This is a genomic window from Pseudovibrio sp. Ad26 (assembly GCF_001623285.1).
GTDB lineage: Bacteria > Pseudomonadota > Alphaproteobacteria > Rhizobiales > Stappiaceae > Pseudovibrio > Pseudovibrio ascidiaceicola.
On record NZ_LMCE01000158.1, the window covers coordinates 27,457 to 44,599 of the forward strand.

Consider the following 17,143-nt stretch of genomic DNA (forward strand, 5'->3'; position numbering starts at 1 on the left):
CATTTCCACAATAGATAACACCATACATGAACTACTCAATTATTGATAATCTACGGAATACTTTTATATATACAGATAAAATAATCGATATAAATTTCATTACAGAGAAAGAACATAACATTATCAATTTTACGCTAGGAGATCATAGAATAGCTCCTAGATACACGCCTAGGTTAAAGATCAAAAAAATTAACTATTCAACTGACGCCTGCTTTAGGTCGGACGAATACCAACATATGCAGCGCGCGGACGTATTTGTTCTTGCATTTGATACTGTTCGAGCGCTTGAGCAATCCAGCCGCTAATTCTTGAAATACAAAACAAAATTCCTGCAGAATTTTTTGGTAAGCCCAAAATCTGCTCCAAAAGTGCTAGTGGAAAATCCACATTCATGTGCTTTCCGAAAAGCTCACGAGATCTTTCCAGCAATGGTGGAATCAGTTCAACAAGCGGGTGATCCAGCTCACTTTGCATGAGTTTGTCTAATAGAAATTCGCCCCTTGGATCAGGCCCGCCGTATACGGAATGCCCAAGTCCCGGCAGATATTCTCCGTTCATACATCGCTCTTGCAACACCTTCTCTATATCGTCAACTACATGAATATGCTTCAGCCAACTCAGCACACGCTCTGCGTTTGTTCCATGTCTGGGCCCCATAAACGCCCCAAGCCCGGAAACAAGAACAGCATGCAGCGGCGCCCGAGTCGAAGCAGCACATCTCACCGCATATGCGCTGGTATTGAGCTCATGGTCCGCACACAAAACAAGCGTCGCGCGGATCAGATCGATGGCTTTTTCATTCTTCACACCCCAGGCCTGCGCAATCTGTCTGTGCATCGGCTCAGTGCTCGGCGCTTGCATCAGCAACGCACTTGCTGCAAGGCGAACGAGGCTCGCCCCTTTCCGCTTGAGCAGCTCCTGAGACAATGTGTAGGCGGCGCTGTCTTGCTCCGGCCAGGAACAGAGAGCCACAATAGCTCGCTCAACTGGCCGCCGGTGCCCGTTCACCACCTCGACCGCATCTGGAGCTGGTTGAGCAAATGGATCATTCTCACAATCCCACAACAGCGTGGCCACACTCTCAAGCGTCCCAGCTTTTGCGAGTTCCAATGCAGATTGACCACGGTAATAATGCCCTTCATCTGTCAAAAGCGTCAGCTTGGTCTCAAGCACGCCCTTTGCAGCAGCACTCCGGGACTGCCCATCCCGTTCCTCAGAGCCTTCTCCAGCCCGACGACTTCGCAGGAAGCGGATATCTGAAGCATCATAGAGCCGCGTCCTCCCCGGCCCTTGAACCGAGCGAACCAGCCCACGGCTCACATAGGCATACAGCGTGGCCGGGCGCACCCCCAACTCATTGGCAGCTTCTTTAGCGGAAAGATAAATAACTTCAGACATAGTGCACCTATTACATGATCAACGTTGATCATACGAATAAGGCTGGCACACGCAATACTATAGATGTCCAATCAGAAGACCGTCAGTTGCCCTTGGTCGCATTTGAGGCTTCAGCAGCAGCAATCAGATCCTTGCCGATCTCATCTTCAAACTCACCCCATACAGGTCGCATCACATCCGCCCATTGCTGGCGCTGTTCTGGCGTCAACTCACGCACAGTATAACCGGCATCGACAATCCGTTGCCGGTTCTCGTCGCTCGTCTGCGCAGCTTGCGCATTGGCCTTGGCCAGCGTTTCTTGGAAGATCGTCAGAAACTGCTCCCGCACATCAGGCTTCAAGCTTTCCAACCACTCCTTGGGTGCAAACACAACATAAGCCAGCAATTGATGGTTGGTCTCAGTAATCCCGTCCTGAACCTCAAAGAACCTCGATGTGAAGATGTTGGACCAGCTGTTCTCCTGACCATCAACAACCCCCAACTGCAAAGCCCCATAGACCTCTTTAAACGCCAATTTCTGCGCACTCGCTCCCATCGCCTCAATCATCGCAACGGCCACATCAGAGTTCTGCACTCGAAACTTCAGCCCTGCCCCGTCAGAAGGCACGAGCAACGGCTTATCGGCAGAAAAGTGCTTTAATCCATCATAGAGATACCCAAGTCCAACAACCCCGAAATCAGACATGACATCAAGCAGTTCCTGCCCCTTATCGCTGGCAGTAAAACGCTGTACTGCATCCATATCCTCAAACAGGAAAGGCAGATCAAAGAGTCGGAACTTGTTGGTGTAAACTTCCAGTTTTGAAAGAGAGGGCGCCGCCAGCTGCACATCACCCAGTATCAGGGCCTCCATCACCTTCTCATCATCATAAAGCTGAGAGAAGGGAAACACCTGCATGCAGGCCACACCGTTCATCTCGATGTTCACCCGCTCGGCCAGCATGCGCGCGAAATCCCCTTTGGGATGGCCTCTCGGCGGCACAACATGGCTGAACTTGATAACAACTTCACCAGGCTTACAGTCAATCTGGGCGAACGCAAGTGTGGCGAAAACAACGCCCAAAGCAAGAGTTACAGCGGTGATCGCTCTCCTCATCAGCTCCTCACGGCAACATTACGGTACCCGCCTATTATCGCAGTTTCTCCCCAAAATCCGCCTAAGCTATTGCTCTGCATTTGCCTCGAATAAGCCGCAACAAAAAAGCCGGAGCAGATGCCCCGGCCTTTCAAAACATATCTTGGTGCCAGCTACCTGACGATAACCTCTGGCCCCATCATATAAGTCGGCAGCGCCGTGGAAAGCCATGGCAAGTAAGTGACCAATACGAGGAACACCAGCAGAACCATCACAAACGGTGCAGCGGCACGCACCACCTGCACCAGACTCATACCCGTTATGCCCGAGGTCACAAACAGATTGAGCCCGATAGGCGGTGTGATCATGCCAATCTCCATGTTCACCACCATGATGATACCCAGGTGAATTGGATCAACGCCCAGCTCCACAGCAATCGGGAACACCACAGGCGCCACAATCAACAGCAGACCGGATGGTTCCATGAACTGACCACCAATCAGCAGGATAATGTTGACGGCAATCAGGAAGGTGAACCAGTTGAAACCTGCACCTAGCATCCAGTCGGTAATGACCTGCGGGATACGCTCAGCAGTGAGTGTGTGAGCAAAGAGCAGCGCATTCACGATGATGAACATCAACATAATCGTGGTCTTACTACTCTCAACCAGTACCTTGCGGGTATCCCGATGGAAGAAGGCAGGGAAGAAGTAAAGAACACTCAATCCAATGTTACGGACAATTGCCTCAAGCAGTCCTTCACCAGACTTACGCCATTTCTTGTCCTTCAGCGGCCCCATGTCACGATAGATGAACAGAGCAATCAGACACGCATACACAGCTGCCACAGCCGCAGCTTCTGTTGGTGTAAACACACCTGCGTAAATACCGCCAAGGATGATCACAATCAGGAACATACCAAACGCAGCTTCAGCAAACGTGGACCACAGCACCCTGATGCTTGGAAACGGTTGCGCAGGCAGGTTTTTCTTACGCGCGATGATGTAGATCGTCACCATCAGCATCAGACCAGCAACAATGCCCGGTATGACACCCGCCAGGAACATGCGCCCAACAGAAACGTTGGTTGCAGCCGCATAAACAACCATCACGATGGAAGGCGGGATCAGAATTCCCAGCGTACCAGCATTGGCGATAATGCCTGCAGCAAATTCCTTGGAGTAACCAGCCTGACGCATCGCAGCAATCGCGATGGTACCAATAGCAACCACAGTCGCTGGAGACGAACCAGAAAGCGCAGCAAAGATCATACAGGCCAGCACGCCAGCCATAGCCAGACCACCACGCACCCAGCCAACAGTAGCGACAGCAAAGTTCACAATACGGCGGGCAACGCCGCCAGTAGACATGAAGCTGGAAGCCAGAATGAAGAACGGGATCGCGAGCAGTGTAAAGTTCTGCGACGCATTGAACATCTGAATGGTCACAGAGCTCATGGAGTCATGAGAGAACAATGCGATGTAGAGAACGGAAGACAAGCCAAGCGCAATCGCGATTGGTGCCCCGATAAGAAGCAGCCCAAAGAGCAGCAAAAAGAGAACAGCGGTTTCCATTGGGCTTAGTCCTTCAGCACGTCTTTGTTTTCTTCAACGAGCTCTTCAGCTTCGTGCGCGGCGATCATCGTGTCGCGTTGGCCAGTCAGAATGAACCAGCACATTTGCAGCGACCGGAAAGCCAGAAGGGCAAGACCGATTGGCAAGATGACATAGCCCCACCACCGTGGAACACGCTCTTTCACGCCAAACATCTCCTGATACCACTCAGGAAACTTCAGATCTTCCATGCCGATTGGAAGCTTGTAGTACTTGGCGACGTAATCAAACGCACCGCCGGAAGACCCGCGATTATCAAGCCCAAGCAACCAGCCAAACCAGTCTGCATCAAACAGCAGCGCCGCATACAGCAACGTCACCAGCGCACCAATCAGCCCGAAGGTGCGGAAGACCGGTTTAGGAAACAGGCGGATGAAAGCATCAACGCCAAGGTGCGAGCCAATTTTCAGGCCGTAGCTCATGCCGAAGAGAATAAGCCATGCAAACAGCACGCGGGTGAACTGTAGCGCGCCACCCCAACCCGAGTTAAAGCCGTACCGCATGACGACCTGCCAGAAGGTGACCAGCGTCATCACCGCAAGGATGGTGGCGATAAAGCCTTCTTCGAAAGCATCTATTATTTTATTTAGTCGAGACAAAGCGCCCTCCCCCAACAGCACTCTCATTTCTCAGTGTGTTGCGGCACCGAAAAAGAAACCATTGTGGTTTTTCAGGGTCTGCCCGACCAATAGCCGGACAGACCTATCAAGATGTATTGGATTAGTTGTTTGCTGCGACAGCAGCGTCGATCACATCCTGACCGATGTCATCAGCAAACTTGCCCCATACAGGCTTCATCACATCAACCCACTGCTGACGCTGCTCAGGTGTCAAACTGCGAACTTCTACACCAGATTCAATGATCTTCTGCTTGTTCGCTTCGTTGATAGCGGAAGAGCGAGCGTTCGCATCGTTGGTCACTTCAGTGAAGATAGTGATGAACTGGTCGCGAACTTCTGGATCGAGGCTATCAAGCCATTCCTGAGAGGTCACAGCAAGGTAAGACAGCAGCTGGTGGCTGGTTTCTGTAATACCGTCCTGAACTTCAAAGAACTTCTTGGTGTAGATGTTGGACCAGGTGTTTTCCTGACCATCAACAACGCCGGTCTGCAGCGCGCCGTATACTTCTTTAAACGCAAGCTTCTGCGCGTTTGCTTCCATGGCTTCAATCATCGCAACAGCAACGTCAGAGGTCTGAACACGGAACTTCAGGCCAGCAGCATCAGCAGGTGTCAGCAAAGGCTTGTTGGCGGAGAAGTGCTTGATGCCGTTGTAAACGTAGCCGAGACCAACAAAGCCGATGTCAGACATCGCGCCCAGCAGTTCCTGACCTTTTTCACCCTGTGTGAAGTTGTTCACTGCATCCATGTCGGAGAACAGGAACGGAAGGTCAAACACACGGTACTTGAGTGTGTAAGCTTCGAACTTAGCAAGAGAAGGCGCAGCGATCTGAACATCGCCGAGCAGCAGAGCTTCCATCACTTTGTCATCATCAAACAGCTGGGAGCTTGGGAAAACCTGCATACAGGCCTTACCATTCATCTCAGTGTTGATACGCTCTGCCAATGCAGTCGCAAAGTCACCCTTTGGGTGGCCGGTCGCAGACACAACGTGACTGAACTTGATAACAACTTCACCCGGATCACACGCTTCAGCAGCAACGGCTTGAGTAGCGATGAACATGCCAGCTGCAACTGTGGCAGCAGTAACCAATTTCTTCATAGTATCCTCCCAGATGGAACGGAGCGAAGCTCCTCGCGATACCAAAAGCAATCTGCGTGCCAGTTTTAATACTATTAGTATTTTCAGATACTTACGGATATTTACCTAATTATTCGAATTACATTTGTTACGAATAAGTAACATTGACTACTCAAAGATGTGTCGAATTCGACACATTTCTATTCACCAATCTCGTCCTTACCAAGCCCGTACTTCTTCATCTTTTCATAAAGCGCCTTGCGGGAGACGGACAGCGCTTCATACGTCGGCTTAATCTTGCCGTCGTTCTTCTCAAGCTCGGCAGCAATAATATCGCGTTCATAGGTACTTACGCGCTCAGCCAGCGTACCGCTCTGCGAGCCCGAAACGGCAGCCGCCGCACCAGCTGCCTTTGGCTGACCTTCCAGCCCCAGCACAAACCGGTCTGCCACGTTGCGCAGTTCGCGCACATTGCCCGGCCACTCCCGCTGCATCAGTTCACCGAGAAACTCTCGCGAAATCTCCGGCACTTCTTTCCGGTAACGCGCCCGCGCCCCACGGGTGAGGTAATGGAACAGCACCGGAATATCCTCCAGCCGTTCTCGCAGCGGCGGAATAGCCAGTGTGATCACGTTGAGGCGGTAAAACAAATCCTTCCGGAACCGCCCTTGGTTGGAGGCCGCTTCCAGATCTTCTTTGGTCGCTGCCACAAAACGCAGGTCCAGCGGAATAGATTTGTTCGACCCAAGACGCTCAATCGTCCGCGTCTCAAAAACTCGCAGCAACTTCACCTGCAAGTCGAGCGGCATGGACTCAATCTCATCCAGAAACACCGTCCCGCCATGCGCATGCTCCAGCTTGCCAATCCGCAAGCCACTTGCACCGGTAAAAGCGCCTTTCTCATGCCCAAAAAGCTCACTCTCGATGATATCAGCAGGCAGCGCTCCGCAGTTCAACGCCACAAACGGTCCATCTTTACGCAAACCTTCCTCATGCAAAGCACGCGCAACCACTTCTTTGCCAGAACCTGTCTCACCCAGAATAAGCACATCCGCATCCGTGCCAGACAGCGCGGTAATCGTACTCCGCAGCTCTTCCATGGACGGGGATTTGCCAACAATGCGCTCTTCCAGACCTGAGAGCTTGCCCAGCTCCTCACGCAGCACGCGGTTTTCCAGCGTCAAACGGCGCTTTTCCAGCCCACGCTCCACAACGGCAACCAGCCCACTAACCGGAAACGGCTTCTCTTTAAAATCATAGGCCCCGGCGCGCATGGCTTCCACCGCCAGCGGTACATCACCATGGCCCGTAATCAGCACCACAGGCAACGCACTGTCGATCTCGAAGGCAGCTTTCATCAGATCAAAGCCACCCATCTTGGGCATACGGATATCGCTGACCAGAACGCCATAGAACTCATGCGTGATGTGCTCCAACGCTTCTTCAGCGCGAGAAAACGACACCACGTGATAGTCTGCCAGTTCTAGCCCTTCCACCAGCGCTTCACGCATATCTTCGTCGTCATCGACCAGAAGAATGGTGGCTTTATCGATCGCCCATACGTCCATACTAAACTTCTTCTTCCTCAAGATCGCCGGAAGTCTCCGTGGCATCCTTCAGCACAATCACAAAACATGCACCACCAAGCTCAGATTGCTCATAGCGCAGCTGCCCTTCAAGATCCTCGATTATCTTATAGGCAATGGAAAGGCCAAGCCCCAATCCTTCACCCACATCCTTTGTAGTGAAGAACGGGTCGAAAATGCTCGCAACAACATCATCTGGTACACCGGGACCGTTGTCCTCAAAGCGGATAATCACTTGCTGCTCATGGCGAGAAACCAAAATCCGGATACACGGCTCAGCTTGCTCCTTCATGGCATCCAGCGCATTGCTCATCAGGTTCATCAGCACCTGCGCAAGACGCACTTGCCCAGCCAGAACCTCAATGGATTTGTCGTCCTGCACCACCTCAGTGTGCACGCCCATCTGTTTGCAACGGGGGCCCGTCAGCATCAGCACCTCGCCAACAACGGCAGAAACCTTCACCGGAGTAAGATCACGCCCCGCTTTACGGGTGAACCCTTTCAGGATTTGGCTGATCGCCGCCATGCGCTCCACCATAGCAACAATCTTGCCAAGGCTCTTCAACGCCCGGTCTGACTTACCCGTCTCAATCAACACCTGCGCATTTTCTGAGTGCGTGCGGATCGCGCCCAGTGGCTGGTTAAATTCGTGAGAAAGCGCAGCAGACATTTCGCCCAGTGTTGCCAGTTTGGCAGACTGCACCAGACTGGCCTGCGCCTGTTGCAAGCCTTTTTCTGCAGCCTCACGTTCTTTCACTTCCTGCGCCAGCAAGGCGTTCATGGTGGAAAGCTCACGGGTACGCTCATGCACGCGCTCTTCCAGCCGCGCCGCATAAACCTTGTCCTGCCGGATACGCTCGAGCAACCGGCGTCGCCGCTCACCCGCCATCCAGAACAGACCACCACTCACAACACACAGCAGCAAAGCCACCAGCGCCGCCCAGATGGACTGTTGTCGAACCTGAGAGGTATCGGCAAACAACACCACCTTCCAGTTCAGCACAGGCAGCTCCTGCTCAATCATCTGGAAGTTGGGTTTGTTGAAAGGTGGGCTTAATCGCACAAGCTGGAAATCCAGATCATACCAACGCTGCTCAATCACCCCATTGAGAGTAGCGGACACCCGTCCGCGTCGCGTTGTACGCTGTGCAAACAACCGCTCTCCACGCCAACTAGATTGGTTGGTGGCAACCACAATACCGTTTTGATCAACAGCAACAAGGCGATCCTTTGAAAGCGCCCAGGATTGCTCAACCCCTTCAAGGCTCACACGAACCGCAATAAAGCCGTAGTCGTGCTCCCCCTGCCGAACCGGAGCGATAAACACATAGCTGGCTGGTCCGCCACTGCGCGATAGCACCAATTGCCGCCCAAGCCGCCCTTGCCGCGCCGCTTGCAACGCATCCGCATAAGAGGACATGCCCTGCTCCGCCATACTGGCGTTATCAACCAGGTTGGAAGCAACAATCTGGCCATCCGGTTTTTGGAACCAAACTTCCTGCGCACCAGACATACCTGCAATCACCTTGGCAACATTCTGCCCGCGCTCATGTTCATTATTGGCAAGGATCTGCACAATATCAGAGCGCCGCGCCAGCAGTGGCGGCAACAAGCGGTACTTATCGAGATACTTCTCAAGCCCAGCGGCCTGCACAGATAAGGTCGCCTGCCCACGCGTTTGCAAGTCAGCCATATAAAACTGACTACTCAACTGCATCGCGACCCAGGCAACCACGAGCGCAAATATAGCAAACGTCACCAGTGCAACACTGGAGACCCGCTGCCATCGCTCAGATCTGCTTGTCCTGTTCACGTCGCTTGTCCGATTTAACTTAGAAGCTAGCCGCAATGCCTCTCAAGGCATCACCAAATGCGCTTAATCACTTACGGTGTAACCCGTGTTCGTTCACTGGTCTAGCGCAACACTTTTGATCAAAGCAAATACCTGTTGTCCGGCAGCCAACTGCAACTCGTGTACAGAATGGCGTGTCAGTCGCGCCCGCAAATGCTGCTCTCCAACCCGGCAATCCACCTCGGCATATGGGCCGGAGGTCTCCGTAATGCCTTCAATCACGACAGAAAGTACATTGCGGATGGAAGCTGCATCTGGCGCTTTACGCGCAAGAGCAACATCCTTGGCCTTGATGCGAACACGCGCATCCTGCCCCGCCTGGCCGAGCAACCCCGGAAGCTGCAACGTCTGCCCCTCCAGACCAAACTCGGTGATCTGCCACTGCTCATCATAGGTGTTCAGCGTGGCAAACAGCAGTGAGCCGGCATCCGGCCCGCTTGCCAGTTGCGGCAGTTCCAAATTGCTCAGCATCTGCGCAATCGGTCCATGCGCAACCACATTGCCAGCGTCTAGCAACACCAGCGTATCCGCCAGCTGCTCAATCTCACCAAGGCTATGGCTCACATACAGCATCGGAATGCCGAACTCGTTCTTCAGCTTAAGAAGATACGGCAGGATCTCCGCTTTACGGGAAGCATCCAGCGACGCCAATGGCTCATCCAGCACAAGCAGCTGCGGATTGGAAAGCAACGCCCGCCCAATCGCCACCCGCTGCTTTTCACCGCCGGAAAGCCCATAAGGCCGCCGCTTCAGCAAATGAGCGATCCCCAGCAGCTCTGCAATCTCACCCAGACCAACTGCAGATTTCCGCCCCGCCGCCCACTGGCTGTAAAGCAGGTTCCGTTCCACATTCATATGCGGAAACAGGCGGGAATCCTGAAACACCATGCCCACACCGCGCTGCTGAATTGGCATATTGATGGAAGCTGCCCGATCAAACACAACACGCTCGCCCAGCGCAATGCGTCCACTATCCGGCGCGCTCAAGCCCGCAATCATGCGGATCAACGAGGACTTGCCAGCACCAGACTTGCCGAAGATTGCCGTTATCCCGCTGTTCACCGCAAACTTGGCGGAAAGCGAGAAATCACCCAACCGGCTGGCAACATCAACCTCAATCATGCTGACCTCCCAACTTGCGGGAAAGCCGCCGCGAGATTACCTCGGAGAACACCAGAGCACCGATGGAAACCACAACTGCAATCACCGTCAGACGGATCGCTCCCGCATCACCGGAAAGGCTCTGCATCTCGGTATAAAGCGCAAGTGACAGCGTCCGTGTCTCTCCGGGAATATTGGAAACAAACGTGATCGTCGCCCCAAATTCACCCATCGCCTTGGCGAACCCGAGGATCGCACCACTCAGGATACCCGGCAGTGCCAACGGCAGCGTAATCAGCAAAAAGGTTTTAAGTCGAGACGTGCCCAGCGAATGCGCCGCTTCTTCCAGCTGGCCATCTGACAGCTCAAAGGAAAGCTTTACCGGACGGATGATCAGCGGAAACGCCATGATCCCAGCCGCCAGCGCTGCCCCCGTCCAGCGAAAGGCAAACACAATGCCGAATACATCGGCAAAAAAGCTGCCCAGCATGCCCTGCCGCCCAAACAGCACCAGCAGCACATAACCTGTCACCACAGGCGGCAGCACAATCGGCAAATGCACCAAGGCATTCACCAGCGTATAACCGGGAAACTTCCAGCGCGCGAGAGCATAGCCGAGCAGAACCGCAGGCGGCAGCGCAATCGCAATTGCAAGGCTCGCAACCTGCAGCGACAGCTGGATAGCTGCCCATTCTGCATCCGTCAAATAAAAGCTCAATCGCCGCTCACCTTGAAACCATGAGCCTGAAAGATCTTGCGCCCCTCAGCACTCTTCAAAAACGCCATGAACTCTCCGCTACTCTTGGAGTGCGTTAAGGTCAAGGCTCCCGGAATCACAATAGCACGATGACTGGCCTGCGGTATTTCCGCAAGCACCCGCACACCTTGCTCCACTTTCGCGTCAGAAGAGTAGACCAGCGCCAAAGGCACTTCCCCCCGTGCAGCAGCGGCCAGAGCAATGCGTACATTCTCCATCGGCGCCACACGCTGAGCAACACTCTCCCACAAACCGAGATTAATCAGCGCCTCTTTGCCATAGCGCCCGGCAGGCACTGTCTCCGGCTCCCCCATAGCCAAACGCCCATCCGCCAATGCAGCTTGCAACGCTTCCGGCTTCAGCTCAACCTCTTCAGCGCCCAGCATTTCAGAGCCAACCAGCACAAGCCCGTTAGAGGCCAGCTCCACAACACTGCCCTCCACCAGCACGCCATTCTTCACGGCATACGCCATCCACTCATCATCCGCTGTCACCAGCAAATCAGCAGGCGCACCGGCAACAACATGGCGTGTTATGGTCTGCGAACCACCAAAGGAAAATTCGGTCTTGGTGTTGTGGGTCTGATCAAACTGCGCACCGGCATCTTCCAGCACATCTTTCAGGCTGGAGGCTGCAAACACCAGAATACGCTCCGGCTCCTGCGCAATCGATGCAGCCCCGCCGCCAACAATCAGCGCGAAGCTTACAACAGCAGCAGAAAGAAAACGCCAGAAACCAGTCACAGCCAGAATACTCCATTTCGCGAGTCCGACTGGAACTATAAAGACCTAGCCCACCCGAACCACTGACTCATATCAAGGCCCACGTGGGTTTCGTCAAGCAGTTAATCAATCGGGGTCTTGACCTAGGAGATACATATAGTTTAGATATAACTAAACAGTATAGAAAAAACTAAATCATGATTAACCTGAATACCACATTCGCCGCTCTTGCCAATCCAGTCCGTCGCCAGATGCTGGACGACCTGCTTCACGGCAATAAAACCGTCAAGCAACTCAGCACTAATCACAACATGACACCGGGCGCAATATCACAGCACCTGAAGGTTCTCGAAGAAGCTCAGCTGATCAAGCGCACTGTCAAAGGCCGGGAGCACCACTGTGAGTTGACCACCACGGGCCTCGACCCAATTCTGGAATGGACAGAGCGGCACAAAGCTTTCTGGCATCAGAAACTGGCCTCCTTCAGCGCTTATCTCGGTAAAAAGGGGGACGGTGATGGCTAGCACTGCTGACAGCAACTACAGCGTCAATGAAAGCATGTGGCTTGCCACTGATCTGGAAACCGCCTTCACAGGCTGGACAGATCCCCACGCCATCGCAAGTTGGTTCGGCCCACCCGGCTATACCGCCGAAGTTCTGGAGCTAAACCTTACCCCCGGCGGTCGCTGGCGCTTTCGCATGGTACCAAACACTGGCAAGCCCTCTCATCACTCAGGCCGATATGTTGAAATTTCTCACCCGAACACGCTGATCTTCACGTGGGAAAGTGAGGAAGACAAACACCTCACAAACGGGCGCGACACACTGGTAACCGTGACATTCACCGAAGAAGCTGGCGGCGTCCGCATCACCATCCTTCACGAACAACTTCCAACACGGGAAGCAGCCCAAGCTCTCACCTACGGCTGGGGCTGCGGCATCACCTGTTTTGGCGAATGGCTAAGGAGATTGGAAGAATGACAGAGCAACTCACTGGCGGATGTGCCTGCGGTGCCGTCCGCTATGAAGCGAAGGGCGAAATCGAGTTTTCCTTCAACTGCCACTGCCGTAAATGCCAGCGTTCCACCGGAACCGGCCACTCCTCCGCCTTCGCAATAGATGTCGCAGGTATCCAGTTTCAAGGGGAAGTCCGCGAACACAAAGCCATAAGCGACAACGGCGCTGCAACCTACTCCGGCTTTTGCCCAACCTGCGGTTCCCCACTCACCAGCCGCACAGAGCGCTTCCCGAACCGCATCTACATCCACGCTGCCACATTGGACGACCCAAGCCACTTCTCCCCCAGTGTCATCGTCTTCGAAGAAGCCGCTCAGCCTTGGGACCCACCGATAAAAAACCTTGAAGCCGCGCCAAAATGAGTCCGGCCCGACCCGCACTATATCTCCGGGTCGGTCAACCACCGATGCACCGGCATTCCGGCCAGCCACTATCCCCAACGGCAAATACCACCGAATGTGGAGCGCGAGGAAACAGAGAGCCTCATCGCAGTTGCTCACGCATCCCAGAGGAAACGCGAGCCTGGCAAAAACTATGGAAGAATAACAACCGCTTCCACTTCAAACAGCATCGGGTCAATTGCCAGCTTAGGAACAGGAACCAGCGTCTGTGCTGGCAGCGTTTCTCCAAACATCTCAATGACATTTTGTGTCAGCACGCCAAGCTTCGATGGATCATGGTCAACCACATAAACGGTGAGCTTGGCAACTTGAGCTGGTGTGGCATCAAGCGCATCAAGCACTTTTTTCAAATTGGCATAAGCCTGTTTAACCTGTACCGAAAACTCTGGCGAATAAGCGCCTTTGTCGTCGGCCCCACCTTGCCCGGAAACATAAGCAACCCGTGCACCAGCTGGCGCAACCACGGATACGCTGTAGCCATGGGCAGACGGATCATAAAGGCTCTGGGGATTGACGATACTAAGTTTATCCGCAGTTTCAGCGGCTGAAGTGCTGGTTGAAAAATTAGTAGACATTGCGAGGAGTCCTCCAATTACAAAAATATTCTTTAGGTGCGACATGCCCGTCTCCATGGCCAGTTTCCTGGAACTTGATGTGTTAGCTCTGTGCTGCACCTAAATACGAAAGAGCTCCTGACAATTCTTGTCAGCATGGTTATACTTAAACTCAATCATGCGTAGACATGTTGAAACTGGAGACTGTTCGTGAGCCGCTCTGACCGCCTAATTCGTCTGATGCAAGTCCTGCGGCGATTGCCTTCGCCGGTGACAGCATCAAGGCTGGCTTTGGAAATGGAAGTCTCCCAGCGCAGCATCTACCGAGACATTCAAAGCCTTCGGTCCTCCGGCGCAATCATTGATGGGGAAGCAGGCTTTGGCTTTACGCTGACAGAAGACCCCTCATTGCCGCCAATGCATTTTGAAGCTGACGAGGTGGAAGCATTGGCTCTTGGCCTGCATACCGTCGCTAAACTAGGCAACATAGAATTCACTTATGCAGCACAAAATGCTTTGGTGAAGTTGGAAGCGAGCCTTCCGCAAAGTATGCGCCAGCGATTGCGGCATGCGACAGTCGGCAGTCACATCTTGCGCAACACGCCCACATCCGAGGCAGACTTCCCCGGTCTTCGCGAAGCAATTTGGAATGAACAGGCGGTGTCTCTGAATTATCTGGACCTGAAGGACCGCCTGTCAAAACGCAAAGTCTGGCCGCTCACCATCTACTTCTTCAGCGAGGTACAGGCCCTGATCTCCTGGTGCTGCTTACGAGAAGATTTCCGCATGTTCCGGCTGGACCGGATCCAGTCAGTCGAGTTCCTGGAGGAATCCTTCCGCCCCAAACGAGTAGGCTTGCTGCGCGATTACTTCGAGCGCGAAAAAGAATGCGAGTAACCACAGGGCCCAGTCAGACCACGTCTAAGCTGCCACCGCATTTTTCTGGTCCTCACACCTTGGTGCTGATGTGTCCCACTGCACAAAACCAATGGTGACCAAAACACCGGCAGCTTCTCCTTTGTTTGCTAACTCAGCTCTTTAACACCAGTAGACGTCTCGATTTGCGCCCGATAACGCACTTTTGGCCCTTCAGTGACCAACGGTGGACGGTCTAAGGCAAATTCGTTGTAGAGCCTTTCGATCTCAGTTGGATCAGAATGCTCTACTGTCAGACTTTGCAGTCGTGCACCCATATCTGGAATTTCCGACATGGAAGTTGGCACGCCCCGGTGGTCAATCAGCGAAGGCAAAGCCCCATCTAGCGGCAGGGAACCATCCTTGGGGATCGAAAATGCAAATTCAGGATCGACAAAAGGAAGCGAAACTTCATCACCAAAGATCCCAGTGTATTTGGATGAAATTCCGCCGATATCTTCCGAACTTGCGACCCAGCCCCGAAGACGTCGGCCTTCCTCCCAGTCCGCTCGCACTTTTTCCTGATCATCAAGGCCAAACCATCGCGCCCGGTTCGGCTTAACTCCATTCGGATCAAGCGCAACGATCTCCAGATAAACACTCTCCCCAAGCTGGAGCCTGTGATTATGCGTCCCCATATAGGTGTGGCGCGTCCCAAACGGTATATCCAGATCAAGACAACTCCGAACATGGGACACCCCCTCCTTCAAGGTTGGTGCAATGACGGTTATGTGGTCAAGTTTCAACAAATCCAGACCTCTCCATTCCAGTGAACTCTCTAACAGGCAACCACCGCATTTTTCCGGTCCTCACGGATCATATCCGATGCCTTCTCCGCAATCATAATTGTCGGAGAATTGGTGTTGCCGGAGACGATGCGAGGCATGATGGAAGCATCAACGACGCGCAGGCCCTCAACGCCTTTCACCTTCAGCCGCTCATCAACCACCGCCCCCATGGAACACGTCCCCACAGGATGGAAGATGGTGGTGCCGATGTCCCCCGCTGCAATGGCAAGGTCTTCATCACTGACGACATGCGCACCTGGTAGGTACTCCTCCGGCGAAAACTCGGCCATCGCCTTGGTTTCCATGATTGTCCGTGTCAGGCGCAAACTGTCTGCCGCCACGCGGCGATCACTCTCAGCAGAAAGATAGTTCGGCTGGATCTTGGGATGTGCAATTGCATTGCCGGACCCGATATGAACACTACCGCGAGACTCTGGTCGTAAATTACAAACACTCGCCGTAATCGCCGGAAACTCGTGCAGCGGATCGCCAAACTTATCCAGCGACAACGGCTGAATGTGATACTCGATATTCGGCGTTTCATAAGAGCTGTCAGAGCGCGTAAACACCCCAAGCTGACTGGGTGCCATGGACATTGGACCAGACCGGCTCAGCGCATACTCAGCCGCTATCTTCGCCTTGCCAATCAACGAGTTGGCTCGCTGGTTCAGCGTAACAGTGTTTTGAACCTTATAGATGCTGCGGATCTGCAGATGGTCCTGCAGGTTCTCCCCCACCTGAGGCTGGTCCAGCACCATGTCGATGCCATGCTGGGTCAAACGCTCTCCAGAACCAATACCGGACAGTTCCAAAATTTGCGGCGATCCAATAGCCCCCGCACTCAGGATAATCTCTCCTGTACAGGCAGCCGAGGTCATCTCACCGTTCACCATCATGCAAACGCCAGTCGCACGACGCCCGCCAAACACAAGCGCAGTCGCCTGTGCATTGGTCAGAACCTTCAGGTTTCCCCTGTTCTCAGCAGGCTTCAAAAACCCCTTGGACGTACTCCACCGCACGCCTTTGCGCTGGTTCACCTGAAAATAGGAGGAGCCGAAGTTGTCACCGCCGTTGAAGTCGTCAATTTTCGGAATGCCCACTTCCTCGCAAGCATCACGGAAACGGTCAAGGATCGGCCACGACAAACGCTGCTCTTCAACGCGCCATTCCCCGCCTTCCCCATGCACCTCCGAAGACCCTGCATAATGGTCCTCTGACTTCAGGAAGTACGGCAGCACATCATCCCAGCCCCAGCCAGTCAGACCCAGCTGGCGCCAGTTGTCATAATCCTGCGCCTGTCCGCGCAGATACAGCATGCCGTTGATGGAAGAGCACCCGCCCAGCAGTTTGCCGCGCGGATAGTTCAGCTTGCGGCCATTCAACCCCGGTTCGGCCTCGGTCTGGAACCCCCAGTCCATACGCGGATTACCCATGCAGTACAGATAGCCGACAGGGATATGCACCCACGGATGTTTATCGTTCCCACCAGCTTCCAGCAGCAGCACCTTCACATCCGGGTCCTGAGAAAGTCGGTTTGCAACAACACAGCCCGCTGAGCCAGCCCCAACCACGATGTAATCCCAGGTTCCCAATGCGCGCATGCCGGCCCTCCCAAGCCCTAAGTCTCGATGCTGCCTAGGATAGAAACTGAGCGGGAGGTTTG

At 53.7% G+C, this 17,143-nt stretch carries 17 protein-coding genes; 4 read left to right on the forward strand and 13 right to left on the reverse strand.

Features of this window, described 5'->3' with window-relative positions:
• Positions 1 to 213: 213 nt before the first annotated feature.
• The 10 genes from PsAD26_RS27995 to modA form a co-directional block, all read right to left on the reverse strand.
• Positions 214 to 1,398, reverse strand: coding sequence for a citrate synthase family protein (locus tag PsAD26_RS27995; protein ID WP_063313022.1), 1,185 nt, complete (start codon positions 1,396 to 1,398; stop codon positions 214 to 216).
• A gap of 82 nt (positions 1,399 to 1,480) precedes the next feature.
• Complete coding sequence (locus PsAD26_RS28000; RefSeq protein WP_063313023.1) at positions 1,481 to 2,494, reverse strand: DctP family TRAP transporter solute-binding subunit; 1,014 nt, start codon at positions 2,492 to 2,494, stop codon at positions 1,481 to 1,483.
• Positions 2,495 to 2,646: 152 nt separating this feature from the next.
• Positions 2,647 to 4,047, reverse strand: coding sequence for a TRAP transporter large permease subunit (locus tag PsAD26_RS28005; RefSeq protein ID WP_057460816.1), 1,401 nt, complete (start codon positions 4,045 to 4,047; stop codon positions 2,647 to 2,649).
• A gap of 5 nt (positions 4,048 to 4,052) precedes the next feature.
• Complete coding sequence (locus tag PsAD26_RS28010) at positions 4,053 to 4,685, reverse strand: TRAP transporter small permease (protein ID WP_063290431.1); 633 nt, start codon at positions 4,683 to 4,685, stop codon at positions 4,053 to 4,055.
• Between the two features lie 121 nt (positions 4,686 to 4,806).
• Entirely contained in the window at positions 4,807 to 5,808 is a 1,002-nt protein-coding gene (locus tag PsAD26_RS28015; protein ID WP_063303914.1) for a DctP family TRAP transporter solute-binding subunit, read from the reverse strand.
• A gap of 179 nt (positions 5,809 to 5,987) precedes the next feature.
• Entirely contained in the window at positions 5,988 to 7,355 is a 1,368-nt protein-coding gene (locus PsAD26_RS28020; RefSeq protein ID WP_063303915.1) for a sigma-54 dependent transcriptional regulator, read from the reverse strand.
• 1 nt (position 7,356) lies between these two features.
• Complete coding sequence (locus PsAD26_RS28025) at positions 7,357 to 9,186, reverse strand: ATP-binding protein (RefSeq protein WP_063303916.1); 1,830 nt, start codon at positions 9,184 to 9,186, stop codon at positions 7,357 to 7,359.
• A 93-nt stretch (positions 9,187 to 9,279) separates the two neighbouring features.
• Positions 9,280 to 10,347, reverse strand: coding sequence for a molybdenum ABC transporter ATP-binding protein (modC, locus tag PsAD26_RS28030; RefSeq protein WP_063313024.1), 1,068 nt, complete (start codon positions 10,345 to 10,347; stop codon positions 9,280 to 9,282).
• Positions 10,340 to 11,044: a molybdate ABC transporter permease subunit gene (gene modB, locus PsAD26_RS28035; RefSeq protein ID WP_063308292.1), complete on the reverse strand. Its 705-nt coding sequence runs from the start codon at positions 11,042 to 11,044 to the stop codon at positions 10,340 to 10,342. Before modB ends, modC begins: the two co-directional genes overlap by 8 nt.
• The gene (gene modA / locus PsAD26_RS28040) at positions 11,041 to 11,826 is read right to left on the reverse strand and encodes a molybdate ABC transporter substrate-binding protein (RefSeq protein WP_063313025.1); all 786 of its coding nucleotides are present in this window, start codon (positions 11,824 to 11,826) and stop codon (positions 11,041 to 11,043) included. The genes modB and modA overlap by 4 nt, the downstream gene beginning before the upstream one ends.
• 176 nt (positions 11,827 to 12,002) lie before the next feature.
• Between modA and PsAD26_RS28045 the strand changes: the two genes are divergently transcribed.
• Genes PsAD26_RS28045 through PsAD26_RS28055 form a run of 3 tightly spaced genes read left to right on the forward strand, consistent with a single transcriptional unit; the run spans position 12,003 to position 13,184 of the window.
• On the forward strand, positions 12,003 to 12,329 hold the full coding sequence (locus tag PsAD26_RS28045; RefSeq protein ID WP_063313026.1) for a metalloregulator ArsR/SmtB family transcription factor: 327 nt from the start codon (positions 12,003 to 12,005) through the stop codon (positions 12,327 to 12,329).
• Positions 12,322 to 12,786, forward strand: a complete 465-nt coding sequence (locus PsAD26_RS28050) for an SRPBCC domain-containing protein (RefSeq protein WP_063313027.1) — start codon at positions 12,322 to 12,324, stop codon at positions 12,784 to 12,786. The genes PsAD26_RS28045 and PsAD26_RS28050 overlap by 8 nt, the downstream gene beginning before the upstream one ends.
• Positions 12,783 to 13,184, forward strand: a complete 402-nt coding sequence (locus PsAD26_RS28055; RefSeq protein ID WP_063313028.1) for a GFA family protein — start codon at positions 12,783 to 12,785, stop codon at positions 13,182 to 13,184. The genes PsAD26_RS28050 and PsAD26_RS28055 overlap by 4 nt, the downstream gene beginning before the upstream one ends.
• A gap of 170 nt (positions 13,185 to 13,354) precedes the next feature.
• Here PsAD26_RS28055 and PsAD26_RS28060 read toward each other — a convergent pair whose 3' ends face one another.
• A complete protein-coding gene (locus tag PsAD26_RS28060; protein WP_063313048.1) occupies positions 13,355 to 13,843 on the reverse strand; it encodes a RidA family protein in 489 nt (162 codons plus the stop codon).
• Between the two features lie 144 nt (positions 13,844 to 13,987).
• Here PsAD26_RS28060 and PsAD26_RS28065 point away from each other — a divergent pair, with 144 nt between their 5' ends.
• Entirely contained in the window at positions 13,988 to 14,674 is a 687-nt protein-coding gene (locus PsAD26_RS28065) for a YafY family protein (protein WP_084403861.1), read from the forward strand.
• A gap of 128 nt (positions 14,675 to 14,802) precedes the next feature.
• On the opposite strand, the gene PsAD26_RS28070 is transcribed toward PsAD26_RS28065, so the two are convergent.
• Together PsAD26_RS28070 and PsAD26_RS28075 are read right to left on the reverse strand one after the other, a co-directional pair.
• On the reverse strand, positions 14,803 to 15,441 hold the full coding sequence (locus tag PsAD26_RS28070) for a VOC family protein (RefSeq protein ID WP_063313030.1): 639 nt from the start codon (positions 15,439 to 15,441) through the stop codon (positions 14,803 to 14,805).
• A gap of 29 nt (positions 15,442 to 15,470) precedes the next feature.
• The gene (locus PsAD26_RS28075) at positions 15,471 to 17,081 is read right to left on the reverse strand and encodes a GMC family oxidoreductase N-terminal domain-containing protein (RefSeq protein ID WP_063303926.1); all 1,611 of its coding nucleotides are present in this window, start codon (positions 17,079 to 17,081) and stop codon (positions 15,471 to 15,473) included.
• Positions 17,082 to 17,143: the final 62 nt, after the last annotated feature.

Bases quoted from the DNA above. Each gene is read 5' to 3' on its own strand.
- PsAD26_RS27995 (WP_063313022.1), bottom strand. From the start codon at position 1,398: ATGTCTGAAGTTATTTATCTTTCCGCTAAAGAAGCTGCCAATGAGTTG.
- PsAD26_RS28000 (WP_063313023.1), bottom strand. From the start codon at position 2,494: ATGAGGAGAGCGATCACCGCTGTAACTCTTGCTTTGGGCGTTGTTTTC.
- PsAD26_RS28005 (WP_057460816.1), bottom strand. From the start codon at position 4,047: ATGGAAACCGCTGTTCTCTTTTTGCTGCTCTTTGGGCTGCTTCTTATC.
- PsAD26_RS28015 (WP_063303914.1), bottom strand. From the start codon at position 5,808: ATGAAGAAATTGGTTACTGCTGCCACAGTTGCAGCTGGCATGTTCATC.
- PsAD26_RS28020 (WP_063303915.1), bottom strand. From the start codon at position 7,355: ATGGACGTATGGGCGATCGATAAAGCCACCATTCTTCTGGTCGATGAC.
- modC (WP_063313024.1), bottom strand. From the start codon at position 10,347: ATGATTGAGGTTGATGTTGCCAGCCGGTTGGGTGATTTCTCGCTTTCC.
- PsAD26_RS28045 (WP_063313026.1), top strand. From the start codon at position 12,003: ATGATTAACCTGAATACCACATTCGCCGCTCTTGCCAATCCAGTCCGT.
- PsAD26_RS28050 (WP_063313027.1), top strand. From the start codon at position 12,322: ATGGCTAGCACTGCTGACAGCAACTACAGCGTCAATGAAAGCATGTGG.
- PsAD26_RS28055 (WP_063313028.1), top strand. From the start codon at position 12,783: ATGACAGAGCAACTCACTGGCGGATGTGCCTGCGGTGCCGTCCGCTAT.
- PsAD26_RS28060 (WP_063313048.1), bottom strand. From the start codon at position 13,843: ATGTCGCACCTAAAGAATATTTTTGTAATTGGAGGACTCCTCGCAATG.
- PsAD26_RS28075 (WP_063303926.1), bottom strand. From the start codon at position 17,081: ATGCGCGCATTGGGAACCTGGGATTACATCGTGGTTGGGGCTGGCTCA.